The sequence below is a fragment of the Streptomyces sp. NPDC000345 genome (assembly GCF_042898825.1).
Classification (GTDB): Bacteria; Actinomycetota; Actinomycetes; order Streptomycetales; family Streptomycetaceae; genus Streptomyces.
Genome location: NZ_JBIAZE010000017.1, coordinates 92789 through 119563, shown reverse-complemented (window position 1 = coordinate 119563; position 26775 = coordinate 92789). Strand labels below are relative to the sequence as shown.

23 protein-coding genes are annotated in these 26775 nt (G+C 72.6%); 7 read left to right on the top strand and 16 right to left on the bottom strand.

All coding sequences use genetic code 11. The features are described 5' to 3' along the window. Positions 1 to 57 precede the first annotated feature (57 nt). Both ACFY30_RS32340 and ACFY30_RS32335 read right to left on the bottom strand, forming a co-directional pair. Entirely contained in the window at positions 58 to 1119 is a 1062-nt protein-coding gene (locus ACFY30_RS32340; protein WP_390848696.1) for a LacI family DNA-binding transcriptional regulator, read from the bottom strand. After that, positions 1116 to 3497, bottom strand: coding sequence for a glycoside hydrolase family 2 protein (locus ACFY30_RS32335; protein ID WP_390848695.1), 2382 nt, complete (start codon positions 3495 to 3497; stop codon positions 1116 to 1118). The genes ACFY30_RS32340 and ACFY30_RS32335 overlap by 4 nt, the downstream gene beginning before the upstream one ends. Before the next feature lie 152 nt (positions 3498 to 3649). Between ACFY30_RS32335 and ACFY30_RS32330 the strand changes: the two genes are divergently transcribed. From ACFY30_RS32330 to ACFY30_RS32320, 3 genes are read left to right on the top strand one after another with little or no spacing between them, the layout of a single operon-like run. Beyond that, positions 3650 to 4966 (top strand): extracellular solute-binding protein, encoded by a 1317-nt coding sequence (locus ACFY30_RS32330; RefSeq protein WP_390848694.1) that lies wholly within the window; start codon positions 3650 to 3652, stop codon positions 4964 to 4966. Next, positions 4963 to 5925, top strand: a complete 963-nt coding sequence (locus ACFY30_RS32325) for a carbohydrate ABC transporter permease (RefSeq protein WP_390848693.1) — start codon at positions 4963 to 4965, stop codon at positions 5923 to 5925. The genes ACFY30_RS32330 and ACFY30_RS32325 overlap by 4 nt, the downstream gene beginning before the upstream one ends. Further along, positions 5922 to 6752, top strand: a complete 831-nt coding sequence (locus ACFY30_RS32320; RefSeq protein ID WP_390848692.1) for a carbohydrate ABC transporter permease — start codon at positions 5922 to 5924, stop codon at positions 6750 to 6752. Before ACFY30_RS32325 ends, ACFY30_RS32320 begins: the two co-directional genes overlap by 4 nt. 33 nt (positions 6753 to 6785) lie before the next feature. Here the strand turns inward: ACFY30_RS32320 and ACFY30_RS32315 are convergent, their stop codons facing one another. From ACFY30_RS32315 to ACFY30_RS32305, 3 genes are all read right to left on the bottom strand, one after another. Continuing rightward, entirely contained in the window at positions 6786 to 8075 is a 1290-nt protein-coding gene (locus ACFY30_RS32315; RefSeq protein WP_390848691.1) for a ribonuclease D, read from the bottom strand. 121 nt (positions 8076 to 8196) lie between these two features. Next, entirely contained in the window at positions 8197 to 8859 is a 663-nt protein-coding gene (locus ACFY30_RS32310) for a response regulator transcription factor (protein ID WP_003993737.1), read from the bottom strand. A gap of 302 nt (positions 8860 to 9161) precedes the next feature. Beyond that, positions 9162 to 9830 (bottom strand): DUF3000 domain-containing protein, encoded by a 669-nt coding sequence (locus ACFY30_RS32305; RefSeq protein WP_390848690.1) that lies wholly within the window; start codon positions 9828 to 9830, stop codon positions 9162 to 9164. Positions 9831 to 10005: 175 nt separating this feature from the next. On the opposite strand from ACFY30_RS32305, the gene hemE reads away from it, so the two are divergent. Next, the gene (gene hemE / locus ACFY30_RS32300) at positions 10006 to 11073 is read left to right on the top strand and encodes a uroporphyrinogen decarboxylase (RefSeq protein WP_390848689.1); all 1068 of its coding nucleotides are present in this window, start codon (positions 10006 to 10008) and stop codon (positions 11071 to 11073) included. Positions 11074 to 11077: 4 nt separating this feature from the next. Here the strand turns inward: hemE and ACFY30_RS32295 are convergent, their stop codons facing one another. Further along, positions 11078 to 11890: a rhomboid family intramembrane serine protease gene (locus ACFY30_RS32295; protein ID WP_390848688.1), complete on the bottom strand. Its 813-nt coding sequence runs from the start codon at positions 11888 to 11890 to the stop codon at positions 11078 to 11080. A gap of 124 nt (positions 11891 to 12014) precedes the next feature. Between ACFY30_RS32295 and ACFY30_RS32290 the strand changes: the two genes are divergently transcribed. Further along, the gene (locus tag ACFY30_RS32290; RefSeq protein ID WP_390848687.1) at positions 12015 to 12284 is read left to right on the top strand and encodes a hypothetical protein; all 270 of its coding nucleotides are present in this window, start codon (positions 12015 to 12017) and stop codon (positions 12282 to 12284) included. A 278-nt stretch (positions 12285 to 12562) separates the two neighbouring features. Here the strand turns inward: ACFY30_RS32290 and ACFY30_RS32285 are convergent, their stop codons facing one another. Next, positions 12563 to 13945: an FAD-dependent oxidoreductase gene (locus ACFY30_RS32285; RefSeq protein ID WP_390848686.1), complete on the bottom strand. Its 1383-nt coding sequence runs from the start codon at positions 13943 to 13945 to the stop codon at positions 12563 to 12565. A gap of 27 nt (positions 13946 to 13972) precedes the next feature. Continuing rightward, complete coding sequence (locus ACFY30_RS32280; protein ID WP_390848685.1) at positions 13973 to 14944, bottom strand: DUF4349 domain-containing protein; 972 nt, start codon at positions 14942 to 14944, stop codon at positions 13973 to 13975. Between the two features lie 163 nt (positions 14945 to 15107). Between ACFY30_RS32280 and hemG the strand changes: the two genes are divergently transcribed. Beyond that, a complete protein-coding gene (gene hemG / locus ACFY30_RS32275; RefSeq protein ID WP_390848684.1) occupies positions 15108 to 16565 on the top strand; it encodes a protoporphyrinogen oxidase in 1458 nt (485 codons plus the stop codon). Positions 16566 to 16570: 5 nt separating this feature from the next. Further along, positions 16571 to 17302 carry a hydrogen peroxide-dependent heme synthase gene (hemQ, locus tag ACFY30_RS32270; RefSeq protein ID WP_390848683.1) on the top strand — a complete coding sequence of 244 codons (732 nt, stop codon included), beginning with the start codon at positions 16571 to 16573 and terminating at the stop codon, positions 17300 to 17302. A gap of 95 nt (positions 17303 to 17397) precedes the next feature. Here hemQ and ACFY30_RS32265 read toward each other — a convergent pair whose 3' ends face one another. From ACFY30_RS32265 to ACFY30_RS32230, 8 genes are all read right to left on the bottom strand, one after another. Further along, positions 17398 to 19014: an alpha/beta hydrolase gene (locus ACFY30_RS32265; protein WP_390848682.1), complete on the bottom strand. Its 1617-nt coding sequence runs from the start codon at positions 19012 to 19014 to the stop codon at positions 17398 to 17400. 155 nt (positions 19015 to 19169) lie between these two features. Continuing rightward, on the bottom strand, positions 19170 to 19982 hold the full coding sequence (locus ACFY30_RS32260) for a TIGR04222 domain-containing membrane protein (RefSeq protein WP_390848681.1): 813 nt from the start codon (positions 19980 to 19982) through the stop codon (positions 19170 to 19172). A 90-nt stretch (positions 19983 to 20072) separates the two neighbouring features. Next, positions 20073 to 20819 carry a DUF4142 domain-containing protein gene (locus ACFY30_RS32255; protein WP_390848680.1) on the bottom strand — a complete coding sequence of 249 codons (747 nt, stop codon included), beginning with the start codon at positions 20817 to 20819 and terminating at the stop codon, positions 20073 to 20075. Positions 20820 to 20936: 117 nt separating this feature from the next. Beyond that, positions 20937 to 22367 (bottom strand): DUF692 family multinuclear iron-containing protein, encoded by a 1431-nt coding sequence (locus ACFY30_RS32250; RefSeq protein WP_390848679.1) that lies wholly within the window; start codon positions 22365 to 22367, stop codon positions 20937 to 20939. A 117-nt stretch (positions 22368 to 22484) separates the two neighbouring features. Continuing rightward, on the bottom strand, positions 22485 to 23201 hold the full coding sequence (locus ACFY30_RS32245; protein WP_390848678.1) for a peptidyl-tRNA hydrolase: 717 nt from the start codon (positions 23199 to 23201) through the stop codon (positions 22485 to 22487). A 182-nt stretch (positions 23202 to 23383) separates the two neighbouring features. Further along, a complete protein-coding gene (locus ACFY30_RS32240; RefSeq protein ID WP_390848677.1) occupies positions 23384 to 24241 on the bottom strand; it encodes a polysaccharide deacetylase family protein in 858 nt (285 codons plus the stop codon). Between the two features lie 78 nt (positions 24242 to 24319). Next, positions 24320 to 25696, bottom strand: a complete 1377-nt coding sequence (locus ACFY30_RS32235; protein ID WP_390848676.1) for a PhoX family protein — start codon at positions 25694 to 25696, stop codon at positions 24320 to 24322. A 90-nt stretch (positions 25697 to 25786) separates the two neighbouring features. Next, the gene (locus ACFY30_RS32230; protein WP_390848675.1) at positions 25787 to 26707 is read right to left on the bottom strand and encodes a slipin family protein; all 921 of its coding nucleotides are present in this window, start codon (positions 26705 to 26707) and stop codon (positions 25787 to 25789) included. Positions 26708 to 26775: the final 68 nt, after the last annotated feature.

Sequence of the window (26775 nt, the reverse complement as noted above, 5' to 3'; positions counted from 1 at the left end):
GCCATGCTACTTGTGGGTAACGTGACTGCCCAGTCCCGGAGGCCCAAGCGGCGAAGGTCACACCTTCGGGGGTGCCGTCGACCCGCGCGGTGTCAGCACCGGAGTGGGCACCGGATGGGATCCGACTCCCTTCCGCAGGATTACGCCGAACAGGGTGCGCGCCGCCTCCGCGCCGAATCCGTGCACGTCATGGCTCATCGCGGAGAGGGTGGGATGGGTCAGCCGGCACAGCTGGGAGTCGTCCCAGGCGAGCAGGGAGACGTCACGCGGGACGCTCAGCCCCATCTCGGCCGCCACCGCCAGTCCGGCCACCGCCATGATGTCGTTGTCGTAGACGATGGCCGTCGGCCGGTCCTGCGGGGCGGCGGTCAGCATGGACCGGGTGGCCCGCGCCCCCGCCTCCCCGGAGTAGTCGGTGGCCACCTGCCACGCCCCGGCCAGCCCCAGGCTCCGCGCCGCCGCGTCGAAGGCCGCCGTCCGCATCACCGTGTGCCCGAGCGCGGCCGCACCCCCGACCCGGGCGATCCGGCGGTGGCCGAGCGCCGCGAGGTACCGCACCGCCTCCGTCACCGCCGTCGCGTCGTCCGTCCACACCGACGTCAGACTCCCGGTCAGCGACGGGTGTCCCACCGCCACCACCGGCATCCCGAGCCGCTCGGCCGCCGCCACCCGGGGATCGTCGGCCCGGAAGTCCACCAGGATCGATCCGCCGATCTGCCGCCCCCGCCACCACGACTCGAGGAGCCCGGCCTCCTCCTCCACGTTCCTGACCAGCCGCAGCAGCAGCGAACAGGAGTGCTCCGTCAGCACGCTCTCCACCCCGGAGACGAACTCCATGTAGAACGGCTCGAGCCCCAGCATCCGCGCCGGCCGGCAGATCGCCAGCCCCACCACGTCCACCCGCGAACTCGACAGCGACCGTGCGGTCAGGTTCGGTTCCCAGCCCAGCTCCCGCGCCGCCGCGAAGATCCGCTCCCGGGTCGCCTCGGCCAGGCCCGGCTTGCGGTTGAAGGCCAGCGACACGGCTCCCTTGGACACACCGGCGCGCGCGGCGACGTCCTTGATGGTGACGCGGGGAGAGGAGGACGGGAAAGGAGGCGGCGAGGGGGACGCTGTCATCGAGCGGGCTCCAGGCAGTACAGGACGGCACGGGCGGCGTCGGCATCGGGAGTCTCCCAGCCCTCGACCCCGATCGTCACCCGTTCCCCCGGAAGCAGCGTCACCAGCCCCCGGTCGGCCCGCACCTCCGGTCCCAGCCGGTCGGCCTGCAGCAGCAGATCCCTGACCAGCGTACGGGCCGTCACCGTGACACTCCCCGGCGCGACGGCCACCTCGAAGTCCGGGCTGGGATACGGCACTTCACGGTCGGCCACCGGAAAGTGCAGGGCCCGCAGCCCGTCCGCGTCCGCCACCAGGAACTCCTTCGCCCCCGCCGGCGCCAGCTCCGCGGGCACCCGCACCACCCCCACCTCCCGTGCCCCCGCCGCCAGTTCGGCACGCGAGGACCCAAGCACCTCCCCCTCGACGGACATCCGCCGCAGCTCCACGACCGCCGTCCACGGCCGCGCCGACTGGTTCACGGCCGCCAGCACCGGTTCCCCGTCCCGCACCTGAAGCGTCAGCAACCGGTCCGCGTAGAGCCGCCGCAGCTCGTGGTACAGCGGCTTCTCCCGTCCGTCCCCGTCGATCGCCGACCAGGACGTCACCGGCCAGCAGTCGTTGAGCTGCCAGACGACCGTCCCCGCGCACACCGGCCAGTGCGACCGCCAGTGCTCGATCCCGGCGGCCACCGCCCGTGCCTGGTTCACCTGCGTCAGGTAGTGCCAGCGGTCGAAGTCGCCCTCCGGCACGGCGAAGTGCCGGGCGAGCCCGCGCTCCAGCTTGCCGTTGCCGTCCTCCGCCTTCTGGTGGTGCAGCATCCCGGGGGAGTCAACCGCGAGCTCCTCGCCCGGCAGCGCCCGCCGCAGGGTGGCGTACGCGGGCGGCGCCTGCCAGCCGAACTCGGCCACGAACCGAGGCACTTCACTGCGGTACTCGGCGTAGTCCCGGCGGTTCCACACCTCCCAGGAGTGGTGTGTGCCGTGCGCCGGGTCGTTCGGGTGGTGCGCCCACGACCCCGACCAGGGACTGCCGCCCGTGTACGGCCGCGTCGGGTCCGACTCGGCCACCACCCGCGGCAGTACGCCGAGGTAGTACCCCTCCCCCCAGGAGTCCCCGGCGAGCCGCCCCTCCCACCCCCAGTCCCGGAACCCCCACAGGTTCTCGTTGTTGCCGTTCCACAGCACCAGCGAGGGGTGCGGCATCAGCCGGACGACGTTCTCCCGGGCCTCGGCCTCCACCTCGCCCCGCAACGGCTGCTCCTCGGGGTAGGCGGCGCACGCGAACGGGAAGTCCTGCCACACCATGAGCCCGAGTTCGTCGCAGGCGTCGTAGAAGTCCTCGCTCTCGTAGATCCCGCCGCCCCACACCCGGACCAGGTCCACCCCGGCGCCGGCGGCCTGCCGCAGTCGTCGTCGGTAGCGCTCCCGGGTCGTCCGGGACGGGAAGACGTCGTCCGGGATCCAGTTCACGCCGCGCGCGAAGAGCCGCTCCCCGTTGACGACGAGGGTGAAACCGGTGCCGTGGGCGTCGGCGGAGGTGTCCAGCACCACCGTGCGGAAACCGACGCGCCGCCGCCACACGTCGAGCGGGGCGCTTCCGTGGAGCAGCGTCAACTCGACCTCGTACAGCGCCTGTTCGCCGTACCCTCGCGGCCACCACAGCGCGGCGTCCGGCACCTCCAGCCGCACCACGCCCCGGGTGCCCGTCACCTCGCCCCGCACCCGTACGTCCCCCACCCGGGCCTGCAGCGTCAGCGCGGCCTCCACCCGGGTGCGCTCCACCTCGACGTGCAGTTCGACGACACCGGTGCCGCCGCGGACGGTGACGAGCGGCCGTACCCGGGCGAGCCGCGCCGTCGACCAGCGTTCCAGCCGCACCGGCCGCCAGATCCCGGCCGTGACCAGCGTCGGCCCCCAGTCCCAGCCGAACGAGCACGCCATCTTGCGGAGGTACTGGTAGGGCTCGGCATAGGCGGCCGGCCGCTCGCCGGTCCTCCCGCGCACGGCCTCCGCCTCGGCGTAGGCGGAGGCGAACCTGACCGACAGCGGCCCGCCCGCCCCCGTCACGTCGAACCGGTAGGAGCGGTGCATGTTCCGCGTCCGGCCCAGCAGCCGGCCGTCCAGGCGGATCTCGGCGGCCGTGTCGAGCCCGTCGAAGACCAGGTCCGTCTGCTCGTGCCCGGACGGCCCGGCCGGCAGCTCCGTCTCGTACGTCCACTCCCGCCGCCCGACCCACGCGACCTCGGTCTCGTTCCTCCCGAGGAACGGATCCGGGATCAGGCCCGCCGCCAGCAGGTCGGTGTGCACGCAGCCCGGCACCACGGCCGAAAGCGCCTCAGCCGCGCTGTCGGGGTGTCGCAGGATCCATCCGTCGGTGAGCGGTGTGGCCTCCAGCATGCGCGCTCCCTGAACCGGTCGAGCCGAGTATGGGGTGCCATCTCTTCATCGTTGGCGGGAATGGGACTTTACCGGTTGAGAAAGCGCTGTCAGAGTGCCGAATCAGCCAACCCCGCACGTGCTCGTCCGTCCCTCGAACGGAGCTGATGCACATGAACCGCCGTACAGTCCTGGCCATGGCCGTGGGAGCCGCCCTGCTGGTCCCCGGCTGCACCGGCACCGGAGGAAGCGCGAAGGGCGCGGACGCCGAGGCGCCCGGCGATCCTTCGAAGGTGAGCGGCACCATCACGGTCCTCACCGTGCGTACCGACCTCGTGCAGGACGGCACGATGAAGAAGTACGCCGCCGAGTTCAACAAGACCTACCCGAAGGTGAAGGTCGAGTTCCAGGCCCTCACCAACTACGAGGCCGAGATAAAGATCCGGATGAACACGGAGGACTACGGCGACGTCCTCCTGATCCCCGGGGTCATCAAGAAGAGCGACTACCCGAAGTTCTTCGCCTCCCTCGGCACCCGGGCCGAGCGCAGCAAGAAGTACCGCTTCACCGACTTCACCACCGTCGACGGCAAGGTGTACGGACAGAGCCCGGTCGGTGTCATGCCCGGCTTCGTCTACAACAAGAGGGTCTGGAAGGAGGCCGGGGTCACCGACTGGCCGACCACCCCGGCCGCGTTCCTCGCCGCTCTGAAGGCGATCAAGTCGAAGACCGACGCGATCCCCTACTACACCAACTTCGCCGCCCAGTGGCCGCTGACCTCCTGGACCTTCGTCAACGGCTCCGTCTCCTGCGACCCGCAGGCCACCACCCGGCTGGCGGAGGGCGACCCGTGGGCGCAGGGCAGCGACCTGCGCACGGGCGACACCCTGCTGTACGACATCGTCAAGGAGGGCCTCGCCGAGAAGGACCCGACGACCAGCAACTGGGAGGAGTCCAAGCCCCGGACGGCCAAGGGCGAGATCGCCACCCAGTGGCTCGGCACCTGGGCCGTCGTCCAGTTCCAGGACGCCGCCCGGAAGGCCGGGGTGAACCCGGACGACATCGGTTTCATGCCGTTCCCCGCCCAGACGGGCGGGAAGTTCTGCGCGACCGTGGGCCCCGACTACAACCAGGCCGTCAACGTCCACTCCCCGCACAAGGAAGCGGCCCGCGCCTGGATCGACTGGTTCACCGACAAGTCCGGCTACGACAGGGACAACCTCGCCATCTCCCCGCTCAGGTCCGCTCCGATGCCCGAGGTCCTCGAGCCGTACGAGGACGCCGGGGTGAAGCTCATCGAGCTGGACGACTCGGCGGGCGCCGAGGTGAAGCTGATCGACGACGAGTCCGAGGTCGGCATCAACAAACCCGAGTACCGCCAGGACCTCGTCGACCTCGCCCGCGGAGCGAAGAAGGGCAGCCTGGAGGAGTTCTTCGCCGGTCTCGGCGAGAAGTGGACCGACACGCAGAAGACCGTGGGCGACCGATGACGCACACGCACCCCCACCCCACCGGGAAGGCGGACTCCGGGGCCGCGGCACCGGCCTCGAAGCGCGCCGCCCCCGCTCCCGCACCGCGCCGGACGCGCGTCCGGCGGTGGCCGACCCCCTGGCTGTTCCTGCTGGCCCCCCTCGTCCTGCTGGTCACCTTCACCTATGCGCCGATCGCCAACATGCTGGCGTACAGCTTCACCGACTGGGACGGTGTGAGCCCCGAACTGCACTACACGGGCGCCGAGAACTACGCGGAGATCTTCACCCGGGAGGACCTCTTCCAGGTGTTCTTCGTCAGCGGCTACTACCTGGCCGCCTCGGCGGTCCAGATCGTCGCCGCGCTGTACTTCGCGACGGTCCTGAGCTTCAGGGTCCGGTTCCGCAATTTCTTCAAGGGCGTGATCTTCTTCCCGTCCCTGGTGAACGGCGTGGCCATCGGGTTCGTCTTCCTCTACTTCTTCCAGGACGGCGGGACCCTCGACACGGTCCTCGCTGTCTTCGGCGTCCACACCGACCACGCCTGGCTGGGCACCCCGTTCTCGGCGAACGTCTCCCTCGCCGGCGTCTCGGTCTGGCGCTACCTGGGCATGAACTTCGTCCTGTTCCTCGGCGCGATCCAGTCCGTCCCGGGCGAGCTGTACGAGGCGTCCGAACTGGACGGCGCGAACCGCTGGAACCAGTTCCGCCACATCATCCTGCCCGGCATCAGGCCGGTGCTGACGCTGACCGTGATCCTCTCGGTCTCCGGCTCCCTCGCGGCCTTCGAGATCCCGTACGTGATGACGGGCGGCGCGACCGGCACCGAGACCTTCGTGATCCAGACGGTGAAGCTGGCGTTCCAGTTCAACAAGACGGGCCTCGCCTCGGCGGCGGCCGTCGTGCTGCTGCTGATCACCCTGCTGGTGACCTGGGTGCAGCGGCGCCTCGTCCCCGACGACAGGGTGGATCTCGTATGACACGCCGAGCCGTTGCCCGCACCCTCGTGTACCTGTCCCTGACCGCCGCGGCGGCGGTCGTCCTGCTGCCGCTCGGCGTCGTCCTGCTCACGTCCCTGAAGACGGAGAACGAGACGGCGAACAGCGGCGGGGCGCTCACCCTGCCGGAAGACCCGCTGAACTTCCACAACTACGTGGCGGCGTTCCAGGACGGCGGCATGCTCACGGCGTTCGGGAACACCGCCTTCATCCTGGTGATCTCCGTCGGCGGGACCGTCCTCATCGGTTCGATGACGGCGTACGCGATCGACCGCTTCACGTTCCGGTTCCGGAAGCTGGTGATCGCGCTGTTCCTGGTGGCCGCCCTGGTCCCGGGCGTCACCACCCAGGTGGCCACCTTCCAGATCGTCCACAGCCTCGGCATGTACGACACCCGCTGGGCCCCGATCGCCCTCTACATGGGCACGGACATCGTCTCGATCTACATCTTCCTGCAGTTCGTCCGGTCGATCCCGGTCTCCCTGGACGAGGCGGCCCGACTGGACGGCGCCAACGCGTTCACCATCTACCGCAAGGTGATCTTCCCGCTGCTGAAACCGGCGATCGCGACGGTCGTGATCGTGAAGGGGATCGCCGTCTACAACGACTTCTACATCCCCTTCCTCTACATGCCCTCACAGGATCTTGGCGTGATCTCGACGTCCCTGTTCCGCTTCAAGGGTCCCTACGCCGCCCACTGGGAGACGATCTCGGCAGGAGCCGTGCTGGTGATCCTGCCGACGCTGATCGTGTTCCTGGCGCTGCAGAAGTACATCTACAACGGCTTCATGCGGGGAGCGACCCGGTGACAGCGGCCCGGGGAACGGCCCGGGGGAGCGGCCTCAGCCGGACAGGGCCGCGACCAGCACCGGCGTGACCCGCTCCACCTGCCACGGCCGGGCCCCGAGCGCCGCGAGCGCGCCGCCCACCGACTCGGCGTCCAGCGGCTGCGGCGGCTCCCAGCAGACCCTGCGCACCGAGTCCGGGGCGATCAGGTTCTCCTGGGGCATGGTGAGCTCCTCGGCCAGTGCGGAGACGGCGGACCGCGCGGCGGACAGCCGGGCGGCGGCCGCCGGGTCCTTGTCGGCCCACGCCCGCGGCGGCGGAGGGCCGGCGACCGGCTGCCCCGGCTGCGGCAGCTGGGACTCGCTGAGCGCCTTCGCCCGGTCGACCGCCGCCTGCCACTGCTCCAGCTGCCGCCGGCCCATCCGGTGCCCGAAGCCGTTCAGCGCCGCAAGCGCGTGCACATTGGCCGGAAGCGAGAGCGCGGCCTCCACGATGGCCGCGTCCGAGAGCACCTTGCCCGGCGAGACGTCCCGCCGCTGGGCGATCCGGTCCCGCGTCTGCCACAGCTCCCGCACCACCCCGAGCTGCCGCCGCCGGCGCACCTTGTGCATGCCGGAGGTACGGCGCCAGGGATCCTTGCGGGGCTCCGGCGGCGGGGCGGACGCGATCGCGTCGAACTCCTGGCGGGCCCACTCCAGCTTGCCCTGCCGGTCCAGCTCCTTCTCCAGCGCGTCGCGCAGGTCGACGAGGAGCTCGACGTCCAGGGCGGCGTACCGCAGCCAGGGCTCGGGCAGCGGCCGGGTCGACCAGTCGACCGCGGAGTGTCCCTTCTCGAGGACGAAGCCCAGCACGCTCTCGACCATCGCGCCGAGGCCGACCCGCGGGAAGCCGGCGAGCCGCCCGGCCAGCTCGGTGTCGAACAGACGGGTCGGCACCAGGCCTATCTCGCGCAGGCAGGGCAGATCCTGGGTGGCGGCGTGCAGCACCCACTCGACGTCGGAGAGGGCCTCGCCGAGCTTCGACAGGTCCGGGCAGGCCACGGGATCGATCAGCGCGCTGCCGGCGCCCTCGCGGCGCAGCTGCACCAGATAGGCGCGCTGTCCGTAGCGGTAGCCGGAGGCGCGCTCGGCGTCCACGGCGACGGGGCCGGTGCCGGCGGCGAAGGCGGCGATCGTCTCGGCGAGCGAGTCCGCGTCGGCGATCACGGGAGGAATGCCCTCGCGCGGTTCGAGCAGAGGTGTCGGCGCCCCGGAAACAGGAGAAGCAGTAGTTCCGCCGTCGTCCGGAGGGGCGCCTCCGGTGGTTCGCAGTGAGCTGGCTGCTGCGGTTTCTTGGGCGTCGGTCACCTGTCAAGGGTATCCGTGAGTGGACGGGACCCGCCGACGGAACGTTCCGCCGACGGGTCCCCCAGGGTCGTAAACCGGTCAGGGTCGGGAGGGAACCGCGGGGAACGGTCCCGCCGGTGGATCAGTGGATGATGCCGGTCCGCAGCGCGACCGCGACCATGCCGGCGCGGTCGCCCGTGCCGAGCTTGCGGGCGATGCGGGCGAGGTGGCTCTTGACGGTCAGCGCGGACAGGCCCATCGAGACGCCGATGGCCTTGTTCGACTGGCCTTCGGCGACCAGGCGCAGCACCTCGACCTCGCGGCCGGAGAGCTCGCGGTAGCCGCCCGGGTGGCTCGGGGCACCCGGGGGGCGGCGGTGGAGGCGGGCGGCCGCGGCTCCGATGGGGGCCGCACCGGGCCGGGTGGGGAGCCCGACGTTGGTGCGGGTGCCGGTGACGACGTAGCCCTTGACGCCGCCCGCGAGGGCGTTGCGCACGGCACCGATGTCGTCGGCGGCGGAGAGGGCGAGCCCGTTGGGCCAGCCCGCGGCGCGGGTCTCCGACAGGAGGGTGAGGCCGGAGCCGTCGGGCAGGTGGACGTCGGCGACGCAGATGTCGCGGGGGTTGCCGATGCGGGGACGAGCCTCCGCGATGGACGAGGCCTCGATGACATCGCGCACACCGAGCGCCCACAGATGTCGGGTGACGGTGGAACGCACGCGCGGGTCGGCCACGACCACCATGGCGGTGGGCTTGTTCGGGCGGTAGGCGACCAGGCTTGCGGGCTGCTCGAGGAGAACGGACACCAGGCCTCCTGGGTGGGGGGACGGAGCCGGTTCGGGGGCTGGTGGGGAGGGAGCCGGGACGAACCGTGCTTTCAAGGTCACAGTCGTCTTCGGCAGCGGGCCCGGGGTCCTTTAGAAAATGATCACGATCTAGTGAGTAACAATACGTGCAATTCGGACACGCGATCGATCATCCGAAGATCGAATCGGTTTGGGTGGATGTCGTACGGGATCGAAAGTGGCCGTATCGACAAAGAGATGGTCAATCGGGACGGCCGAACGGGTCGGTCGCCGTTTACCGGCGACCGGTCCACCCGAATCGCTCAGCGCGACTGCGGCCCCCGCCGCTGCGGCAGCGTCACCACCGACGCGTCCCCCGGCCCGGCCGGCGGCAGCCCCGCCACCTGCGCCAGCAGATCGCACCAGGACGCCAGATGTGCCCCGGAGTCCGGCACCCCGCCCCGCCCCTCACGGGGCGTCCAGGAGGCGCGGATCTCGATCTGCGAGTTCGCCGGGCGCTCCGCGAGCCCGCCGAAGTAGTGCGAGCTCGCCCGGGTGACCGTCCCGCTCGGTTCGCCGTACGCGAGACCGCGCGCCTGCAGCGCGCCGGTCAGCCAGGACCAGCACACCTCCGGCAGCAGCGGATCGGCGGCCATCTCCGGCTCCAGCTCGGCCCGGATCAGCGTCACCAGCCGGAAGGTGCCGTGCCAGGCGTCGTGCCCGGCCGGGTCGTGCAGCAGCACCAGCCTGCCGTCGGCCAGGTCCTGCTCGCCGTCCACGACCGTCGCCTCCAGCGCGTACGCGAACGGGGCGAGCCGCTTGGGGGCCGGGGTCGGCTCGACCTCGATCTGCGGCCGCAGCCGCGCGGTCCGCAGCGCGTCGACGGCGGCCCGGAACGGCAGCGGTGCCGACCTGCTCCCATCGCGGTCCCCCTCGTTCGCCTCGTCCATCCCGCCAGCGCCGTCCGACAGTCGTCCCTGAGCCGCAGCCATGCGGGGAAGATTAAGGGGAACCGGGGCCTCGCGCAGGGCAAGACACCCGCGCGCGGGCCGCGGGCGGCTGCGCGCTGGGCGAACACGCCCCCGGACCGCAAGGGCCGAACGGGTGTCTCCGGGGCACGGCAGGGGGCGGCGCCACCGCCTCCGGCGCCGTGCGAGACTTGCCGACGTGAGCCTGAACGAGAGCCCCGCGGGCCGGCAGCCGACAGCGACGTACGAGAGCGCCTTCCTGAAGGCGTGCAGGCGCGAACCCGTGCCGCACACACCCGTGTGGTTCATGCGGCAGGCCGGGCGCTCGCTGCCGGAGTACCGCAAGGTCCGTGAGGGCATCCCGATGCTCGAGTCCTGCATGCGGCCCGAACTGGTCACCGAGATCACCCTCCAGCCGGTCCGCCGGCACGGCGTGGACGCGGCGATCTACTTCAGCGACATCGTCGTCCCGCTCAAGGCCATCGGCCTCGACCTCGACATCAAGCCCGGCGTCGGCCCGGTCGTCGAGCAGCCGGTCCGCACCCGCGCCGACCTCGCCCGGCTGAGGGACCTCACCCCCGAGGACGTCTCCTACGTCACCGAGGCCATCGGCCTGCTGACCGCCGAACTCGGCGCCACCCCCCTGATCGGTTTCGCGGGCGCGCCCTTCACGCTGGCGAGCTACCTCGTCGAGGGCGGACCGTCGCGCACGTACGAGAACGCCAAGGCGATGATGTACGGCGACCCCGAGCTCTGGGCCGACCTCCTCGACCGCCTCGCCGAGATCACGGCCGCCTTCCTGAAGGTCCAGATCGAGGCGGGCGCGAGCGCCGTCCAGCTGTTCGACTCCTGGGCCGGCGCGCTCGCCCCCGGCGACTACCTCCGCTCGGTGCTGCCCGCCTCGGCGAAGGTCTTCCGCGCCGTCGAGTCCTACGGCGTCCCGCGCATCCACTTCGGTGTCGGCACCGGTGAGCTGCTGAAGCTCATGGGCGAGGCCGGCGCGGACGTCGTCGGTGTCGACTGGCGCGTCCCGCTGGACGAGGCCGCCCGCCGGGTCGGCCCCGGCAAGGCGCTGCAGGGCAACCTCGACCCGACCGTGCTGTTCGCCGGCACCGAGGCCGTCGAGGCCAAGACCCGCGAGGTGCTGGACACGGCCGCCGGTCTGGAGGGCCATGTCTTCAACCTCGGCCACGGCGTGATGCCGTCCACCGACCCGGACGCGCTGACCCGCCTGGTCGACTACGTCCACACGCGGACGGCCCGCTAGGGGGTCACCACGTGTGCCGGGGCCGGGCCCGTCTGCCGAACAGCAGGCCGCGCGGCTCCGGCGGCGGAGGTGTGCCCGGCTTGAGCGGCCAGGCCAGCAGCATGCCGGCGAGGAAGCCCACGACGTGCGCCGCGTACGCCACGGTGCCCACCGCGGAGACGCCCTCGCCGGAGGAGTACACCGCCTGGAGCACGAACCAGAAGCCCAGCACCAGCCAGGCCGGCAGCCGCAGCGGCAGGAAGACCAGGAACGGCACGAGCACCCACACCCTGGCCTTCGGATACAGCACCAGATAGGCGCCCAGCACCCCCGCGATCGCCCCCGAGGCGCCGATCAGCGGGTCGCCCGAGTCGGCGTTCAGGACCGCGAAGCCGTACGACGCCGCATAGCCGCAGGCGACGTAGAACAGCGCGAAGCGGACGTGGCCCATACGGTCCTCGACGTTGTTGCCGAAGATCAGCAGGAACAGCATGTTGCCCAGCAGATGCAGCCAGCCGCCGTGCAGGAACATCGCGCTGAGGACGCTCAGCGCCGGGGACTTGTCGTACTGCGGCGGGCCCACCAGACAGCCGCCCGCCCGTACGTCCCCCGTCGGGACGACCTGCGGGAACTGATGGTGGATCAACTCGCGCGGCACGGCCGCGTACTGCTCCAGGAAGGCGTGCAGATGACACGTCTGCGCCAGCGTGCTGTCGCCGGCCACCGAGCCGGACAGGCCCGGCATGAACAGGAAGACGAGGACGTTGGCGGCGATCAGCGCGTACGTCACCACCGGCGTACGCCGCACCGGGTTCACGTCATGGACGGGGATGACCACAAGGAAGTACTGCCCCCGATCCGTTCGGCGAATCGGTGAACACGGCTCCCCGCGGGCGCGTATGAACCGTCAACCGTCCGCGGCACGGGGATGCGGGTCGCGGGGACGACGTGAGGAACAGGCGATGAACGACCGAGTTACCCCTCCGATGCACGCCATGCCCGACGGCGAGGCGGAGATCGCTCTGGTGATCCGGCTCCCCTGGGAGGACGTGGCGCGGCTCGGCCAGGAGGCCGGGCGGCTGGCCTCGCAGATGCAGCGGCCGGTGACGCTGGACGAAGCCGTGTCCCACCGGCTGCGGTCGCGGCCCGCGGCCGCCGCGCACGCGAAGCCGGCCGAGCAGGCCGCCGCGGCGCCGGTCTCCGCGTTGCCGCGGCTCAGCGGAACTGCGTAGGCGGCGCCGTCGGGTGCGGACGCGTGGGGGCTGCTCGCGCCCACGCGGCGGAGCCGCACATCGACACGGCCCCGCGCCCCTGGGCGGGTCGCCCTCGCGCCCGCCTGGGCCCTGTCGTCAAACTCCCGTCTGCCGCGCGACGCCATGCACGCACTCTCGCCGCACCGCCCGCCCCAAGTACACCCAGTACGAGGGCCAGGGCCCGGCACGCCGAGAGCACGCACCTGACGCCGCGCGGCCCGCCCTCCGGGCGGACGACGGGAGTTTGACGACAGGTCCTAGGAGTTCCGCACCTTTGCCGCAGCCTTGCGGGCCGCGATCAGCACCGGATCCCACACCGGGCTGAACGGTGGGGCGTAGCCCAGGTCCAGGGCCGTCATCTGGTCGACCGTCATGCGTGCCGTCAGGGCCACCGCGGCGATGTCGACCCGTTTGCCCGCGCCCTCCCTGCCGACGATCTGGACGCCCAGGAGCCGGCCCGTCCCGCGTTCGGCGAGCATCTTGACCGTCATGGGGGAGGCGCCGGGGTAGTAGCCGGCCCGGCTGGTGGACTCGACGGTGACCGTCTCGTACTGCAGACCCACCCTGCGCGCGTCCTTCTCGCGCAGGCCCGTGCGGGCGATCTCCAGGTCGCAGACCTTGCTGACGGCGGTGCCGACCACGCCGGGGAAGGTGGCGTAGCCGCCGCCGACGTTGGTGCCGATGACCTGGCCGTGCTTGTTGGCGTGGGTGCCGAGCGCGACATGGCGCTCCTGGCCGGACACCAGGTCGAGGACCTCCACACAGTCGCCGCCCGCCCAGACCGTCCCGTCGGCGAGAGGGCCGCGCACCCGCATCGCCAGGTCGGTGAGCAGCCCGCCGTGCGTACCGACGGGCAGTCCGGCGGCCTGCGCCAGGGTGGTCTCCGGGCGGACGCCGATGCCCAGGACGACCACGTCCGCCGGGTACTCGGCGTCCTTCGTGACCACCGCCCGCACCCAGCCGTCCTCGCCGGTGAGCAACTCGGTGACCTCGGCGTCGTCGACCATGGTGATGCCCAGGCCCTCCATGGCCTCGTGGACGAGCCGGCCCATGTCCGGGTCCAGGGTCGACATCGGCTCGCTGCCCCGGTTGACGACGGTCACGTCGTAGCCGCGGTTGATGAGCGCCTCGGCCATCTCCACGCCGATGTAGCCCGCGCCGACCACCACGGCCCGCTTCCCGCGCGCGCGTGCCAGCGTGTCGAGGAGTGCCTGGCCGTCGTCCAGGGTCTGCACCCCGTGCACACCCCGCGCGTCCATGCCCGGCAGGTCGGGCCGGACCGGGCGGGCCCCGGTCGCGATCACGAGCTGGTCGTACGACGTCCAGGACTCGGCCCCGGTCTCGACGTCACGCGCGTGCACCCGCCGCCCGGCCACGTCGATCTCCGTGACCTCGGTGCGCAGCCGCAGGTCGATCCCGCGCGCGCGGTGCTCCTCGGGGGTGCGGGCGATCAGTGCGTCCCGGCCGGCGACGTCGCCGCCCACCCAGTAGGGGATGCCGCACGCGGAGAACGACGTGAAGTGGCCGCGTTCGAAGGCGACGATCTCCAGCTCCCCGGGGCCCCTGAGGCGGCGGGCCTGGGACGCCGCGGACATGCCCGCCGCGTCCCCGCCGATGACGACCAGTCGTTGCATGCTCATGCGAACACGCTACGGGGCAGGCCCGGTTCAGTCCCGCTCGGGCGCGCTTGCCGGCGTCGCCGGGGCCGTCGTGCCCGCGGGCTCTCCCGCGCCCGCAGGGCCGGCCGCGTCCGCGGCGTCCGCCGTCCGGCGGCGCGGGCGCAGCAGCCGCAGCCACGCCAGCACGAGCAGCACGGCCACCACCAGGAACGGCAGCACCGCGCCGAAGGCGACGGCGAGCCAGCGCAGCATCGTCACGAACGCGTCCCAGCCGCCCGCCAGCGCGTCCAGGAACCCGGGGTCGTCGTCCTCGGCGGCCCGTACGACCGGCTTCTCGGACAGGGTCAGCGTGACGGTCGCCAGGCTGGTGCGGTCCTTCAGGGACGCCTGCTGGGCGAGCAGCGCCTCCAGGTCGGCCTCCCGGCCGCTCAGCTCGCCCTCCAGGGCGACCACGTCACTCAGCTTGGTCGCCCGGTCCATGAGCTCACGGACCCGGGCGACACTGGCGCGCTGCGACTTGATCCGGCTGTCGACGTCCACGACCTGGTCGGTGACGTCCTGGGCCTTCGCGGTGCGCTCCAGCAGCCTGCCCGCGCCCTGCAGACCGGCGAGGACGGTGTCGTAGCGCTCGACGGGCACCCGCAGCACGACACGGGTGTGCTCGGCGCCGTCCTCGTCCCGGGTGGTCGTCTCCTCCCCGACGTAGCCGCCCGCGGCCTCGGTGGTCGCGCGCGCCTCGTCGAGGGCCTTCGGGACGTCCTTGACCTGCACGGTCAGCGAAGCGGTGCGGATGATGCGGTTCGCGGTGAGCTCGGGCGCCGCGGAGGCCTTGGCGCCGCTCGCCCCGGCGCCCTGCTTGGCGTCCTCCTGGACCCCGGCGTCCCCGACGGCCGCCTTGTCGGCGGAACTGGCGCTGCCGCCCGAGTCGCTCGCGCCGCTGCATCCGGTGAGCGCGAGGGCGGCGGCGAGCAGGATCCCCGCCACCGCGGGAACAGGTCGTGCCGAACGTCGTGTGCGCATGTGGGTGTACCCCCCGAGGGTCGTGGTGACGACTGACGTTCCTTCGACGCCGGGACGGCCCGGGACGTTGGCGGGAATCGGTTCCGAAGCGGTCACGGTAGGGACTCGGCAGGGCCACATGGCCCTGGCGGGAGCGCCGGTGGGGTCTGAGAGAGTGGGAGGCATGAGCGCAACGGGTTCGGCTGCGGGGCAGCACGTCGTCGTCATCGGAGCCGGGATCGCCGGTCTGGCCGCCGCCCACCGGCTTCTGCGGAGCGGGACGCGGGTGACCGTGCTGGAGGCGTCCGAGCGGGTGGGCGGCAAGCTCCTGCCCGGCGAGATCGCGGGCGTGCGCGTGGACCTCGGCGCCGAGTCGATGCTGGCCCGCCGCCCCGAGGCGGTCGCCCTCGCGCGCGAGGCGGGACTGACCGACCGCCTCCGGCCGCCGGCCACCGCCGCCGCCTCGATCTGGACCCGCGGCGCCCTGCGGCCCATGCCCAAGGGCCATGTCATGGGCGTTCCCGGCACCGCCGCGGCCCTGTCCGGCGTGCTGTCCGACGAGGGACTCGCCCGCATCGAGCGCGACGCCGACCTGCCGCGCACGGAGGTCGGCGAGGACGTGGCGGTCGGGGAGTACGTGGCCGCGCGCCTCGGCCGCGAGGTCGTCGACCGCCTGATCGAGCCCCTCCTCGGCGGGGTGTACGCCGGTGACGCCTACCGCATCTCGATGCGCTCGGCCGTGCCGCAGCTCTTCCAGGCGGCGCGCACGCACACCTCGCTGACCGAGGCCGTCCGCGAGATCCAGGCGAAGGCCGCCGCCGCAGCGCAGACCGGACCCGTGTTCATGGGCATCGAGGGAGGCGTGGGCTCGCTGCCCCTCGCGGTCGCGGCGTCCGTCACTGCGCGCGGCGGGGAGGTCCACACGGGTGTGCCGGCGACCGGGCTGCGCCGGGAGCCGGGCGGCGGATGGCGGGTGACCGCCGGGGACCGCGTCCTGCGGGCCGACGCCGTGGTCGTCGCCGTGCCCGCGCCCGCCGCCGCCGGTCTGCTGGCCGCCGAGTCCCCGGCGGCCGCCGCCGAGCTGCGCACCGTCGAGTACGCCTCGATGGCCCTGATCACCCTCGCCTACCGCCGCTCCGAGACCGACCTGCCCGAAGGCAGCGGCTTCCTCGTCCCGCCCGTCGACGGGCACACCATCAAGGCGTCGACGTTCGCCTCCCGCAAGTGGGGCTGGATCGCCGACGAGGACCCGGACGTGACCGTGCTGCGCACCTCCGTCGGGCGGTACGGCGAGACGGAGATCCTGCAGCGCGACGACGCCGGCCTCGTCGACGTCTCCCGGCGCGACCTGCGCGCGGCGACCGGCCTGGACGCCACCCCGCTGGAGACCCGGGTCACCCGCTGGACGGACGGCCTGCCCCAGTACCCGGTCGGCCACCACGCGCGCGTGGCCCGCATCCGCGAGCACCTCGCCAAGCTCCCCGGCCTCGCCGTGTGCGGCGCGCAGTACGACGGCGTCGGCATCCCGGCCTGCATCGCGAGCGCGTACGCGGCCGTCGACCAGATCCACGGCGACCTGAGCGCCGTACGGGAACTCACCGCCAACCCGGTGCAAAGTCTGCACGGCGGAGCAGGAGAATAAGAACCATGAGTGACGACGCCCCCACCACCGAGTCCGGCAGGATCCCGAACAAGGGCAAGCTGGCCAAGGACCTGAACGAGGTCATCCGCTACACCCTGTGGTCGGTCTTCAAGCTGAAGGACGTGCTGCCCGAGGACCGCGCGGGCTACGCCGACGAGGTCCAGGAGCTGTTCGACCAGCTCGCCGCGAAGGACGTGACGATCCGCGGCACCTACGACCTGTCCGGTCTGCGCGCCGACGCCGACGTCATGATCTGGTGGCACGCCGAGACCAGCGACCAGCTCCAGGAGGCGTACAACCTCTTCCGCCGTACGAAGCTGGGCCGTGCCCTGGAGCCGGTCTGGTCGAACATGGCGCTGCACCGCCCCGCCGAGTTCAACCGCTCGCACATCCCGGCGTTCCTCGCCGACGAGACGCCCCGCGACTATGTGAGCGTCTACCCCTTCGTGCGCTCCTACGACTGGTACCTGCTGCCCGACGAGGACCGCCGCCGCATGCTCGCCGACCACGGCAAGATGGCCCGCGGCTTCCCGGACGTCCGCGCCAACACGGTCGCCTCGTTCTCGCTGGGCGACTACGAGTGGATCCTGGCCTTCGAGGCCGACGAGCTGTACCGCATCGTCGACCTCATGCGTCACCTGCGCGCCTCCGAGGCCCGTATGCACGTCCGTGAGGAGATCCCGTTCTTCACGGGCCGCCGCAAGTCGGTCGGGGACCTGATCGCCGGCCTCGCCTAGAGCGCCCCGGAAGGGCGTGGGGAACCGCGCGACCGGCCACGGCCGGCCCGCGGTTCCCCTCGGCCCCAGCGCTCACTTCCTCACGTCTTCACTTCTCACTTCTTCGAGGCGTTCGCCTCGGGCTCGGCATGTCCCGCGCACGCGGCCCGCCGCACCGGCAGACGGTCCTCCAGCAGATACGCGTCGAGATGCCCGTTGACGCACCGGTTGGGCCCGCCCGCGATGCCGTGCGTACCGGAGTCCCGCTCGGTCACCAGTACCGAGCCCGCCAGCCTGCGGTGCATCTCCAGCGCCCCGTCGTACGGCGCCGCGGCGTCCCGCTCGGCGGCGAGAATCAGCGTCGGCGGAAGCTCACCGGCCCCGGTCCGCACATCCACGGGCCGCTGACGCGGTGCGGGCCAGTACGCGCACGGCAGGTTCGCCCACACGTTGTCCCAGGTCTCGAACGGCGCCACCCGCGCGAGCCGCGTGTTGTCCCGGTCCCACACCTTCCAGTCCGTCGGCCAGGGCGCGTCGTTGCACTCCACGGCCGTGTAGACGGCGGCGGAGTTCTCTGCCTCCGCCGCGGCCTCGGTCACCGGCCCGGCCTGCGCGATCAGCTCCTGCGGGTCGCCCTTGAGGTAGTCCGACAGCGCCCGCGCCCGGTGCGGCCAGTAGTCGTCGTAGTACCCGGCCTGCAGGAACGCGCTCTGCAGTTGCGCCGGCCCGACCTTCCCGCCCGCCGGCTCCGCGGCCAGCCGGGCCAGGGCGCGCTCGTAGCTCGCCAGCACCTTGCGCGCCGTGTCCCCCAGCCCGTACACCGTGTCGTGCTTGGCGATCCATTCCCGGAAGTCCGCCCAGCGGCTCTCGAACGCCATCGACTGGTCGAGGTTGTTGCGGTACCAGATCCGCGCCGGGTCCGGGTTCACCGCTCCGTCGAACACCATCCGGCGCACGTGCGAGGGGAACAGCGTGGCGTACACCGCGCCGAAGTAGGTGCCGTACGACGCGCCCATGAAGTTCAGCCGCTTCTCGCCCAGCGCGGCCCGCAGGACGTCCAGGTCGCGCGCGTTGTTCAGCGAGTTGTAGTGCCGCAGGGCGGCGCCGGCCCGCTGGGCGCAGCCGCGCGCGTACGCCTTCGCCTCGGCGATGCGCTCCCGCTTGTACGACTCGGAGGGGTGGGTGGGGGCGGGGGAGGGGCCCTTGAAGAAGTGCTTGGGCTCCTTGCAGGACAGGGGAGCGGAGCGGCCGACACCGCGCGGGTCGTAGCCGACGAGGTCGTAGGCGGCTCCGATGCGCTTCCACTCCGGGAGCAGGCCGATCAGCGGGAAGTACAGGCCGGAGCCGCCCGGACCGCCCGGGTTGAAGACCAGCGCGCCCTTGCGGGGCACCCGGTGCTTGCTGTTGTGCGGGTCCCGGTGGGTGGCTTCGACCCGGCTGACGGTCAGTTCGATCTGCTTGCCGTGCGGCCGCGCGTAGTCGAGCGGCACCGCGACCGTGCCGCACCGCACGCTGCCGGGCAGGTCCTGCGCGTCGGCGCACTTGCCGAAGGTGATGCCCTTCGCGGCGGCCCGAGCGGCGGCGATCGCGACACCGGCGGGAGCGGCGCCGGCAGCCGGGGCACCCGGGGCGCCAGGGATGCCCGGGGTGGCCGGGAGGCCGTCTGCCGGGGCGACGGAGAGGGTGGTCAGGAGCATGGCTCCCATGGCCGAGTAGAGCGCGGCAGCTCTCATTCGCGTGTCCCTTCGGTGCGCGGCGGCGACAAAAGGGATGTTTCGTACGGCCGTGGAGGAAGGCAAGCACCGCCCCCTGGTGTCGGCACCAATGCTCCAAGTGCGCCCCCCAGGAGGCGAACAGGCGCCCCGTGCCCCCCCCGGGCGGACCCTAGCTAGTGCTCTCGGTGCGCGAAGGCCGCCCGCAGGTCCGGCTCACCGACCGCGCGGACGCCGAGCACGGCGACGGAGGTCAGATACGAACGGTCGTCCTCGGCCCCCGCGGTCCCCCCGGCGGCACCGGCCCGGCCCCGGCCGCCCGCCCGCCGGGCCAGCGCGCCCAGGAGCCGCTGCCCGGCCGGTGAGGCCCAGCGTGTGTACGGGTGCACCTCGACGCGCGCTATGGCCAGACAGCTCAGCGTGAGCGCAAGGGGCAGGGCGAACCACAGGGCGATCAGGCCGCGGGGCATGTCGCTGTCGGCCGCGGAAACCGTCGGCATCAGCAGCGCGACCGCGCCCACCGCCGACACGAACACGGCCGCCAGCCGCACCTGCCGCACCCCGGCCGCCACCGTGGTGCGGGCCCCGTCGGGCACCGCGAGGCCGGCGCTGACGAGCCGGTCGGCGAGGCCGCGCACCGCGTCCGCCGTCTCCGTGGCGGCGCGCACCGGCGCTATCCGGGACTGTCCCCCGGGGCCGATGGCCCCGATCACCGACCGCTCCATCTCGTCGCGCCCGCGCGGGTCCACGACGGTCGCCCAGCCGGTGCGGGCGAGCAGCAGCCGCCGCTGCCGTGCCATCGACACCATGGTCAGATCGGCGACCCGGCCCGGCCCGCCGGACAGGAACGCCGCCTCGTAGAGCGTCAGGTCGTGTCCCTGGCCCGCGTCCGCGTCGACGGCCGCGGCACGTACGGCGGCCAGGCACAGCCGGGTGCACGCGGCGCCGGCGACGGCCCAGGCCAGAAGCAGCAGAAGGACCCAGAACATGCCACGTTTCTATGCCGTACGCACCGGAAAACGCCATGGCCTGTTCACCATCCGGACCGAGCGTTGCGGGTATGTGACGTTCCGCTCGGCTCAGGTGCCGGCGGGCGCCGGACTCGCCGCGGCGGGCGGCAGCGTGTACGTCGGCGACGGCGTCACCGGCACGACGGTCCCGGGGCCGGCCGCGGGGGCGGAGGTGCCGGTCGCCGCCATGTCCCGGGCCAGGGCGTCGAAGTCGACGAACCCGGTGGCCTCCAGGATCTTGATGTGGTCCAGGACGGTCGTGTTGGCGTCTTCGGCGAGTTCCCGCACCAGGGAGTTCTGGGTGACGGCCCGCACCTGCGCGACGACGGAGAACACGCGGCCGTGCGCGAGCCGCAGCGTGTTGGCGAACGTCCGGTCGTAGTCCATGCCCTGAGCCGCGTTCAGCTCCGCCAGCCAGTCCTTCTGCTGGTCGTTGGGCTCGTCCGGCAGGGAGACCCCCAGCTTCGCCGCCACCTCGCGCACCCGCTCGTCGAGGAAGGTGTGCCCCTCGACGAGGTGCTGCCCCGCCGTCCGCACGGCCACGGTGGTGCCCTTGAGCCGCGCCTGCTGCCCGGCGGGCAGCTCCCACAGACCGGCCAGCCGGACCTTCGTGAGGAACTCCTGGTCGAGTGCGGACAGCGGTCCGTACTGCGTCGCCACGGTCTGGGCGTTCAGTACGTCGGCGCCGGTCCCCGACTGGTTCTCGTACGACCAGACCGGGAAGATCAGCGCCGCGAGGGTCGCCGCCAGACCCGTGACGATGATGCCGGTGCCGCTGAATATGCCTCTGCCCTTGACGGGGGGTCGCGGTCGCATGGTGCCTCCTGCTCACGGCACCGCGCGCCTGTGCGCTGCGGGTGCGGTTGCGGAAAGGCATATTACTGCCCAGGCAACCTCGATTTCCCTGCCGGGGCGGCGGACGGGCGGAGCGGGCTACCGCCGGATCAGTGCCCTGCCGATCCGGCCCACCCGGGCCAGCGGCGACCGCGCCCTCGGTGCCGGCCCCGACCGGTCCAGCCACCAGGTGCGCAGCTCCCGCCTCGCCCGTCCCTCCTCCAGTCGTCCGTCGAGCAGCACCTGCTCCGCGAAGTCCAGGGCGTCCTGCCGGTAGCCCCCGCGCATCGGACGGCCCTGGGCGTACGCGAGGAACGCCGGACGGTATCCGTCGCCGAGGATGACCGGCAGCTCCGGCGCCACCTTGGCCACCACACCGGCCCGCTTCGCCGCCAGCGCCCGCGCCTGCACGCCGAGCCGCACCCGGTCGAAGCCCTCCGGCACCGGTGTCCCCGCGACCAGCGCGGACAGCAGCGCCGCCTGGGCGACACCGAGCCGCTCACGGACGGCCTCGTCGACGGCGTCCCCCTCCCCGCCCGGACCGGCCGGCACCGGCTCCGCCGACGGCGCCACCTCCGCGGCCGGGCGCACCGCCACCGGTCCCGCCGTCTTTGCCGCCCCCTCCGCGGCCCGGTCGGGCCGCGCGTGCTGTGCCGCCGACGCGTCCCGGCCGAGCCGTACCAGTTCCCGCTTCACCGCGCTCCGCTCCCCGTCCCGTACGGCCTCCCGGATCGCACCCAACTCCCGCTCCAGCTCGGTTGGTTCGGGGAAGTTCTCGTCGCGCTCCAGCAGTACCCCGGGCGGTGAGACCCGGGACGCGAGGTCGGTCAGGACGTCGAGGACCGGACGCGGGACGGGGTGGGCGTGGCTGTCGTGCCAGACGCCGTCCCGTTCGAAGCCCCCCGCGACATGGACGTAGGCGATGGCCTCCAGGGGCAGTTCCGCGAGCGCCTTGGCGGGGTCCTCACCGCGGTTGACGTGGTTGGTGTGCAGGTTCGCCACGTCGATGAGCAGCCGTACGCCCGTCCGGTCGGCCAGCTCGTACAGGAACTGACCCTCGGTGAACTCCTCGCCGGGCCAGGCGATCAGCGCGGCGATGTTCTCGACCGCGAGCGGCACGGGCAGCGCCGCCTGCGCGATGCGCACGTTCTCGCAGAGCACGTCCAGGGCGTCCCGGGTACGCGGCACCGGCAGCAGGTGCCCGGCCTCCAGACTCGGGGTCGCGGTCAGCGGGCCGCCCGCGCGGACGAACGCGATGTGCTCGGTGACCAGCGGCGAGCCCAGCGCCGCGGACCGCTCGGCGAGTGCCGTGAGCCGCCCCTTGTCGGGCCGCTCCGCGCCGCCGAGTCCCAGCGAGACCCCGTGCGGGACGACGGTGACCCCCCGCTCGCGCAGCCGCACCAGCGACTCCGGGAGGTGTCCGGGGCAGGTGTTCTCCGCCACGACCTCCACCCAGTCGATGCCCGGCATCCGTTCCACGGCGTCCGCGATCTCCGGCCGCCAGCCGATCCCCGTCCCCAGTCGCGTCATCGTCACCGTCTCCTTCGGTCCCCCCGGTGGTGACGGGGGTATGACCCCGCCGTCGCGCGCCGAACCGCCCGGGACGCACCTTCAGAGCAACATTTGAGGTTCGGCCGCGCGGGAGCCTCAGCGCAGGGCGGGATGGTCGGCGACGACCGTGCAGCTGCCCGGCGCGATCTCGGTGAATCCCGCGTCGCGCACCAGCGGCAGCCCGCTCGCCGTCAGTTCCGGCCACCGCTCGGCCCCGGCGGTCCGCACGGCGAGCGGGAAACCGGCATCGCGCCAGGCGTTGCGCTCCTCCTCCGACAGCTCCCACCAGGCGAGCTGGACGCCGTGCCCGGCCTGGGCCATGGCCTTGCCGGCGGACATGCCGAGCTCCGGGTTCAGCCACATGACCGGGGCCGTGGGACCGGCGGCGCTCGGCGGCTCCGGGTCGTCGAGGTCGGTCCCGGAGACCTGGAGCTTCGCCAGCTCCTTGGGCCAGCCGTCCAGGGGCACGGGCGGAAACACCCGCACCTCGGCCGTCCCGCAGGTGACGGTGATGCCGGGCAGCGCCTCGGCCCGCCGCCACTCGGCACCCCGGGCCCGCCGCACCACCTTGCGTATCCGGGCGTCCTGCCAGTCCCGCATCGCCTGCGCCCACTCCCCGTCCCCGAGGGACCGCTCGTCGCTCAGCATGACGAGCACCGCCCGGGCCGCGGCCTCCAGCGCGTCGGTACGGGCGGGCGGCGCCGCCTTCTCGATGCGCACGACGAGGGGCAGCACGAACTGCGGCGCGAGGTCGCGAGCACTCGGCTCGGCCCGGAAAGGACTGTCACTGGGGGACTCATGAACAGGACTCACACCGGCCCACCCTAAAGGGCGCGGGGCCTGTGCCGAGCTGCGGCTCCGCCCCGGGGGCGCCGGCCCGCGGCCGCGACCGTCCGCACAGCGGCGGCGGCATAAGGCGGCCCCTCGGCCCGCGGCTGCTTCGCCGGGTCGACCAGGCAGGAGGAGTCCTCGCTCACACCTCCAGCGTACGAGCCCTACGACCGCCCCCGCGCCGCCCCGATCAGCTCCGACACCTTCACGAACCGGTAGCCCCGCCGGCGCAGTTCGGGCACGATGGTGCGCACCGCCCGTTCGGTCGCCGGGGCGGCGCTGCGGGTGCAGTGCATGACGACCACGGACCCCGGCCGCACCCCGTCCAGCACCTCGCGGGCCACCGCGTCCGCGTCCGTCGCGAACGCGTCCCCGCTCACCACGTCCCACTGCACCGCGGTCACGCCGGTGCCGCTCACCGCCCGCAGGGCCCGCCGGTCGTAACAGCCGCCGGGGAAGCGGAAGTACGGCATCGCGTCCGGCACCCCCGCCTCGCGGAACGCCGTGTACGCCCGCTCCACGTCCGCCCGCATCCGGTCGGCGGCGACGGTCGGCAGGCCGTAGCAGTCGTCGGTGAAGGCGTAGTGGCTGTAGGAGTGGTTGGCGACCTCGAAGAGCGGGTCCCGCCCGAGGGACCGGGCCTGGTCCGGGTACTCCTCGGCCCATCGCCCCGTCATGAACACGGTGGCCGGCACCTTCAGCGTCCGCAGGGCGGTGATCAGCCCCGGATTGTCGAAGTGCTCCCCGGCCGCCGCCCGCGGCCCCTGGCCGGCGGTCATGTCGGCGTCGAAGGTCAGGGCGACGGTCCTGCCGAGGGTGCGGGAACCGTTGCGGAACACGGGGGTGAGACCGGCCGGTCCCGGCGCCAGGGTCGGCGGCCGGGAAGGCGCGGCGGCGGGCGACGGCGAGGCCGGGGCGGGTGCCGCCGGGCGGGCGGCCTGGGGTGCCGGGGAGGTGCCGCAAGCGGTGAGAGCGGCACCGAGGGCACCCACGGCGGCCAGACGACGTACGGGAGTGATCACCGTATGACGGTAGGAGAGGCCACGCCGTAAGTGTGACCATACGACTTAGCCTCTCCGGTGGCGTCACCCGCCCGGCCGCTACCTCCGCCAGGGACCCGTCACCGCGAAGGTCGTCCCCGGCGTGTAGCAGTTGACGTACATCGTCCCGCCGTCCGGGGAGAAGGTGACGCCCGCGAACTCGCCCCATTCGGGCTCGTCCGCGGTGCCGATGTTCTGCCGGCCCCGCGCCATCGGGTAGACCTCGCCGCTCCTCGTCACGCCGAAGACGTGCTGGGCGCCGTTGCCGTCCTCGCAGACCATCAGGCCGCCGCTGGGCGCGAGGCAGATGTTGTCGGGGGACTCGCCGGGGAGCTGGACGTCCGTGTCGGGACCGAAGACGATCACCAGGGTGAGCCGGCGGCGCGCGGGGTCGTAGCGCCAGATCTGGCCGAAGTGGTCGGCCGCCGAGCCGTCCGCGCCGCGGGCGAAGGAGGAGACGAAGTACACGCAGCGGCCGCCCCAGTAGCAGCCCTCCAGCTTCTGCGCGTGGGTGATGCCCTTGGGACCGAAGTCCTGCAGACGGACCGGGGTTTCGGCGGCCAGCGGGTCCGGGACGTCGACCCACTCGATGCCGTCGAACACCGCGCCGGTCTCCTGGATCGAGGACAGGTCCGGCACCCCGGGGACGCGCATCGCCTGCAGACGGCCGCCCGCGCGCAGTGAGCCCACCCCGCCCAGCGGCTTCTCCGGCAGGAAGCGGTAAAAGAGGCCGAACGGCTTCAGGAACGCGTCCTCCGTCTCGTAGACGACCCCGAGGTGCGGGTCGACGGCGATCGCCTCGTGCTGGAAGCGGCCCATCGCGGTCAGCGGGACGGCTCCGGTGCGGCGCGGATCGGAGGGGTGGACCTCGAAGATGAAGCCGTGGTCCTTGGTGTACCCGTTGGTGCCGGCCTTGTCCTCGGTCTCCTCGCAGGTCAGCCAGGTGTGCCAGGGGGTGGGCCCGCCCGCGCAGTTGACGGCCGTGCCGGCGATCGCGACCCGCTCCGACAGCACCCTGCCCCGGGAGTCCAGCGTCAGGGCCGTACAGCCGCCCTTGCCGGCCGGGTCGTACGTCAGACCCTCGACGGTCGGGACCGGGTGTTTCGCGGTGGGGCGGTTCTCGTGGTTGCGGACCAGGTGGACGCGGTGGTGGGGCCCGGGCAGGGCGGTCATGCCGTCGTGGTTGGAGGGGACCGGGCCCTCGCCGGAGCGCAGCGGGTCGCCCTCGCGGGACAGGACGCGGTAGCGGAAGCCCTTGGGGAGGTCGAGCAGACCGTCCGGGTCGGGGACGAGCGGGCCGTAGCCGGTGTGGCCGAGGTTCTGCGCGGCGGCGGTGCCCGCGAAGAGGTCGGAGAGGGCGCCGGTGAACGCGATACCCGCTCCCAGGGCACCGGTACGGGCGAGGATCTGACGTCGTGTCGCTGACGAGCTGGACATGCGGAAACCTTCCTGCTGGCGGACAGGAACTGTGATCCCGCTGTGTCTATCACCCCGCGCCCGCCCCGGGAACCACGCCTGTACCACGTGTCACCGGTCGGTGTCGGAGGCCGTCGGGGGCGTGTCGAAGGCCGGAGGAGGCGTATCGACGGCCGGAGGAGGCACCTCCGGGTCCTCCCGGGCTTGCCGGGCCTCCCGTGTCTCCCGGGCCTCCCGTGTCTCCGGGGAAGCCTCCAGGGAGGTCGGTGCCGGCTGGGCGCCCTTCTCCAGGAAGCGCAGCAGCTCCACCGGGATGGGCAGCACCAGCGTGGAGTTCTTCTCCGCCGCCACCGCCATCACCGTCTGCAGCAGCCGCAGCTGGAGCGCCGAGGGCGTGTCGGCCATCTGCTGCGCCGCCTCGGCCAGCTTCTTCGAGGCCTGGAGCTCGGCGTCCGCGTTGATGATCCGGGCGCGGCGCTCACGGTCGGCCTCGGCCTGGCGGGCCATGGACCGCTTCATGGTGTCCGGCAGGGACACGTCCTTGATCTCGACCCGGTCGATCTGCACCCCCCAGCCCACGGCCGGGCTGTCGATCATCAGCTCCAGGCCCTCGTTGAGCTTCTCGCGGTTGGACAGCAGGTCGTCCAGCTCGCTCTTGCCGATGATCGAGCGCAATGAGGTCTGCGCCATCTGGGAGACGGCGAAGCGGTAGTCCTCGACGTTGATGACGGCGGCCGCCGCGTCCACGACCCGGAAGTAGACCACCGCGTCGACCCGCACCGTCACGTTGTCGCGGGTGATGCCCTCCTGCGCCGGAATGGGCATGGTCACGATCTGCATGTTGACCTTGCGCAGCCGGTCCACGGCCGGGATCACCAAGGTGAACCCCGGTGTGCGCACCTCCCCGCGCAGCCTGCCGAGCCTGAGGACCACCCCGCGCTCGTACTGCTTGACCACCCGCGCGGCCGCCCCGAGATACACGATGCCCGCGGCGCCCGCCGCCAGGGCCACGCCCAGCAGCTCCTGGAGCATGGCGACCTCCTCGGCAAGAGGGCCGTTCCGTCTGCTCCTGCAACGATATGCCCGCCGTCCGGCCCGGG

What these genes read in the sequence shown, in the direction of transcription:
- ACFY30_RS32330 (WP_390848694.1), top strand. Translation starts at nt 3,650, where the DNA reads ATGAACCGCCGTACAGTCCTGGCCATGGCCGTGGGAGCCGCCCTGCTG.
- hemG (WP_390848684.1), top strand. Translation starts at nt 15,108, where the DNA reads ATGAGCGCAACGGGTTCGGCTGCGGGGCAGCACGTCGTCGTCATCGGA.
- ACFY30_RS32250 (WP_390848679.1), bottom strand. Translation starts at nt 22,367, where the DNA reads ATGACGCGACTGGGGACGGGGATCGGCTGGCGGCCGGAGATCGCGGAC.
- ACFY30_RS32235 (WP_390848676.1), bottom strand. Translation starts at nt 25,696, where the DNA reads ATGTCCAGCTCGTCAGCGACACGACGTCAGATCCTCGCCCGTACCGGT.
- hemQ (WP_390848683.1), top strand. Translation starts at nt 16,571, where the DNA reads ATGAGTGACGACGCCCCCACCACCGAGTCCGGCAGGATCCCGAACAAG.
- ACFY30_RS32305 (WP_390848690.1), bottom strand. Translation starts at nt 9,830, where the DNA reads ATGGCTGCGGCTCAGGGACGACTGTCGGACGGCGCTGGCGGGATGGAC.
- ACFY30_RS32260 (WP_390848681.1), bottom strand. Translation starts at nt 19,982, where the DNA reads ATGTTCTGGGTCCTTCTGCTGCTTCTGGCCTGGGCCGTCGCCGGCGCC.
- ACFY30_RS32335 (WP_390848695.1), bottom strand. Translation starts at nt 3,497, where the DNA reads ATGCTGGAGGCCACACCGCTCACCGACGGATGGATCCTGCGACACCCC.
- ACFY30_RS32230 (WP_390848675.1), bottom strand. Translation starts at nt 26,707, where the DNA reads ATGCTCCAGGAGCTGCTGGGCGTGGCCCTGGCGGCGGGCGCCGCGGGC.
- ACFY30_RS32285 (WP_390848686.1), bottom strand. Translation starts at nt 13,945, where the DNA reads ATGAGCATGCAACGACTGGTCGTCATCGGCGGGGACGCGGCGGGCATG.
- ACFY30_RS32325 (WP_390848693.1), top strand. Translation starts at nt 4,963, where the DNA reads ATGACGCACACGCACCCCCACCCCACCGGGAAGGCGGACTCCGGGGCC.
- ACFY30_RS32320 (WP_390848692.1), top strand. Translation starts at nt 5,922, where the DNA reads ATGACACGCCGAGCCGTTGCCCGCACCCTCGTGTACCTGTCCCTGACC.
- ACFY30_RS32290 (WP_390848687.1), top strand. Translation starts at nt 12,015, where the DNA reads ATGAACGACCGAGTTACCCCTCCGATGCACGCCATGCCCGACGGCGAG.
- ACFY30_RS32280 (WP_390848685.1), bottom strand. Translation starts at nt 14,944, where the DNA reads ATGCGCACACGACGTTCGGCACGACCTGTTCCCGCGGTGGCGGGGATC.
- ACFY30_RS32255 (WP_390848680.1), bottom strand. Translation starts at nt 20,819, where the DNA reads ATGCGACCGCGACCCCCCGTCAAGGGCAGAGGCATATTCAGCGGCACC.
- ACFY30_RS32265 (WP_390848682.1), bottom strand. Translation starts at nt 19,014, where the DNA reads ATGAGAGCTGCCGCGCTCTACTCGGCCATGGGAGCCATGCTCCTGACC.
- ACFY30_RS32340 (WP_390848696.1), bottom strand. Translation starts at nt 1,119, where the DNA reads ATGACAGCGTCCCCCTCGCCGCCTCCTTTCCCGTCCTCCTCTCCCCGC.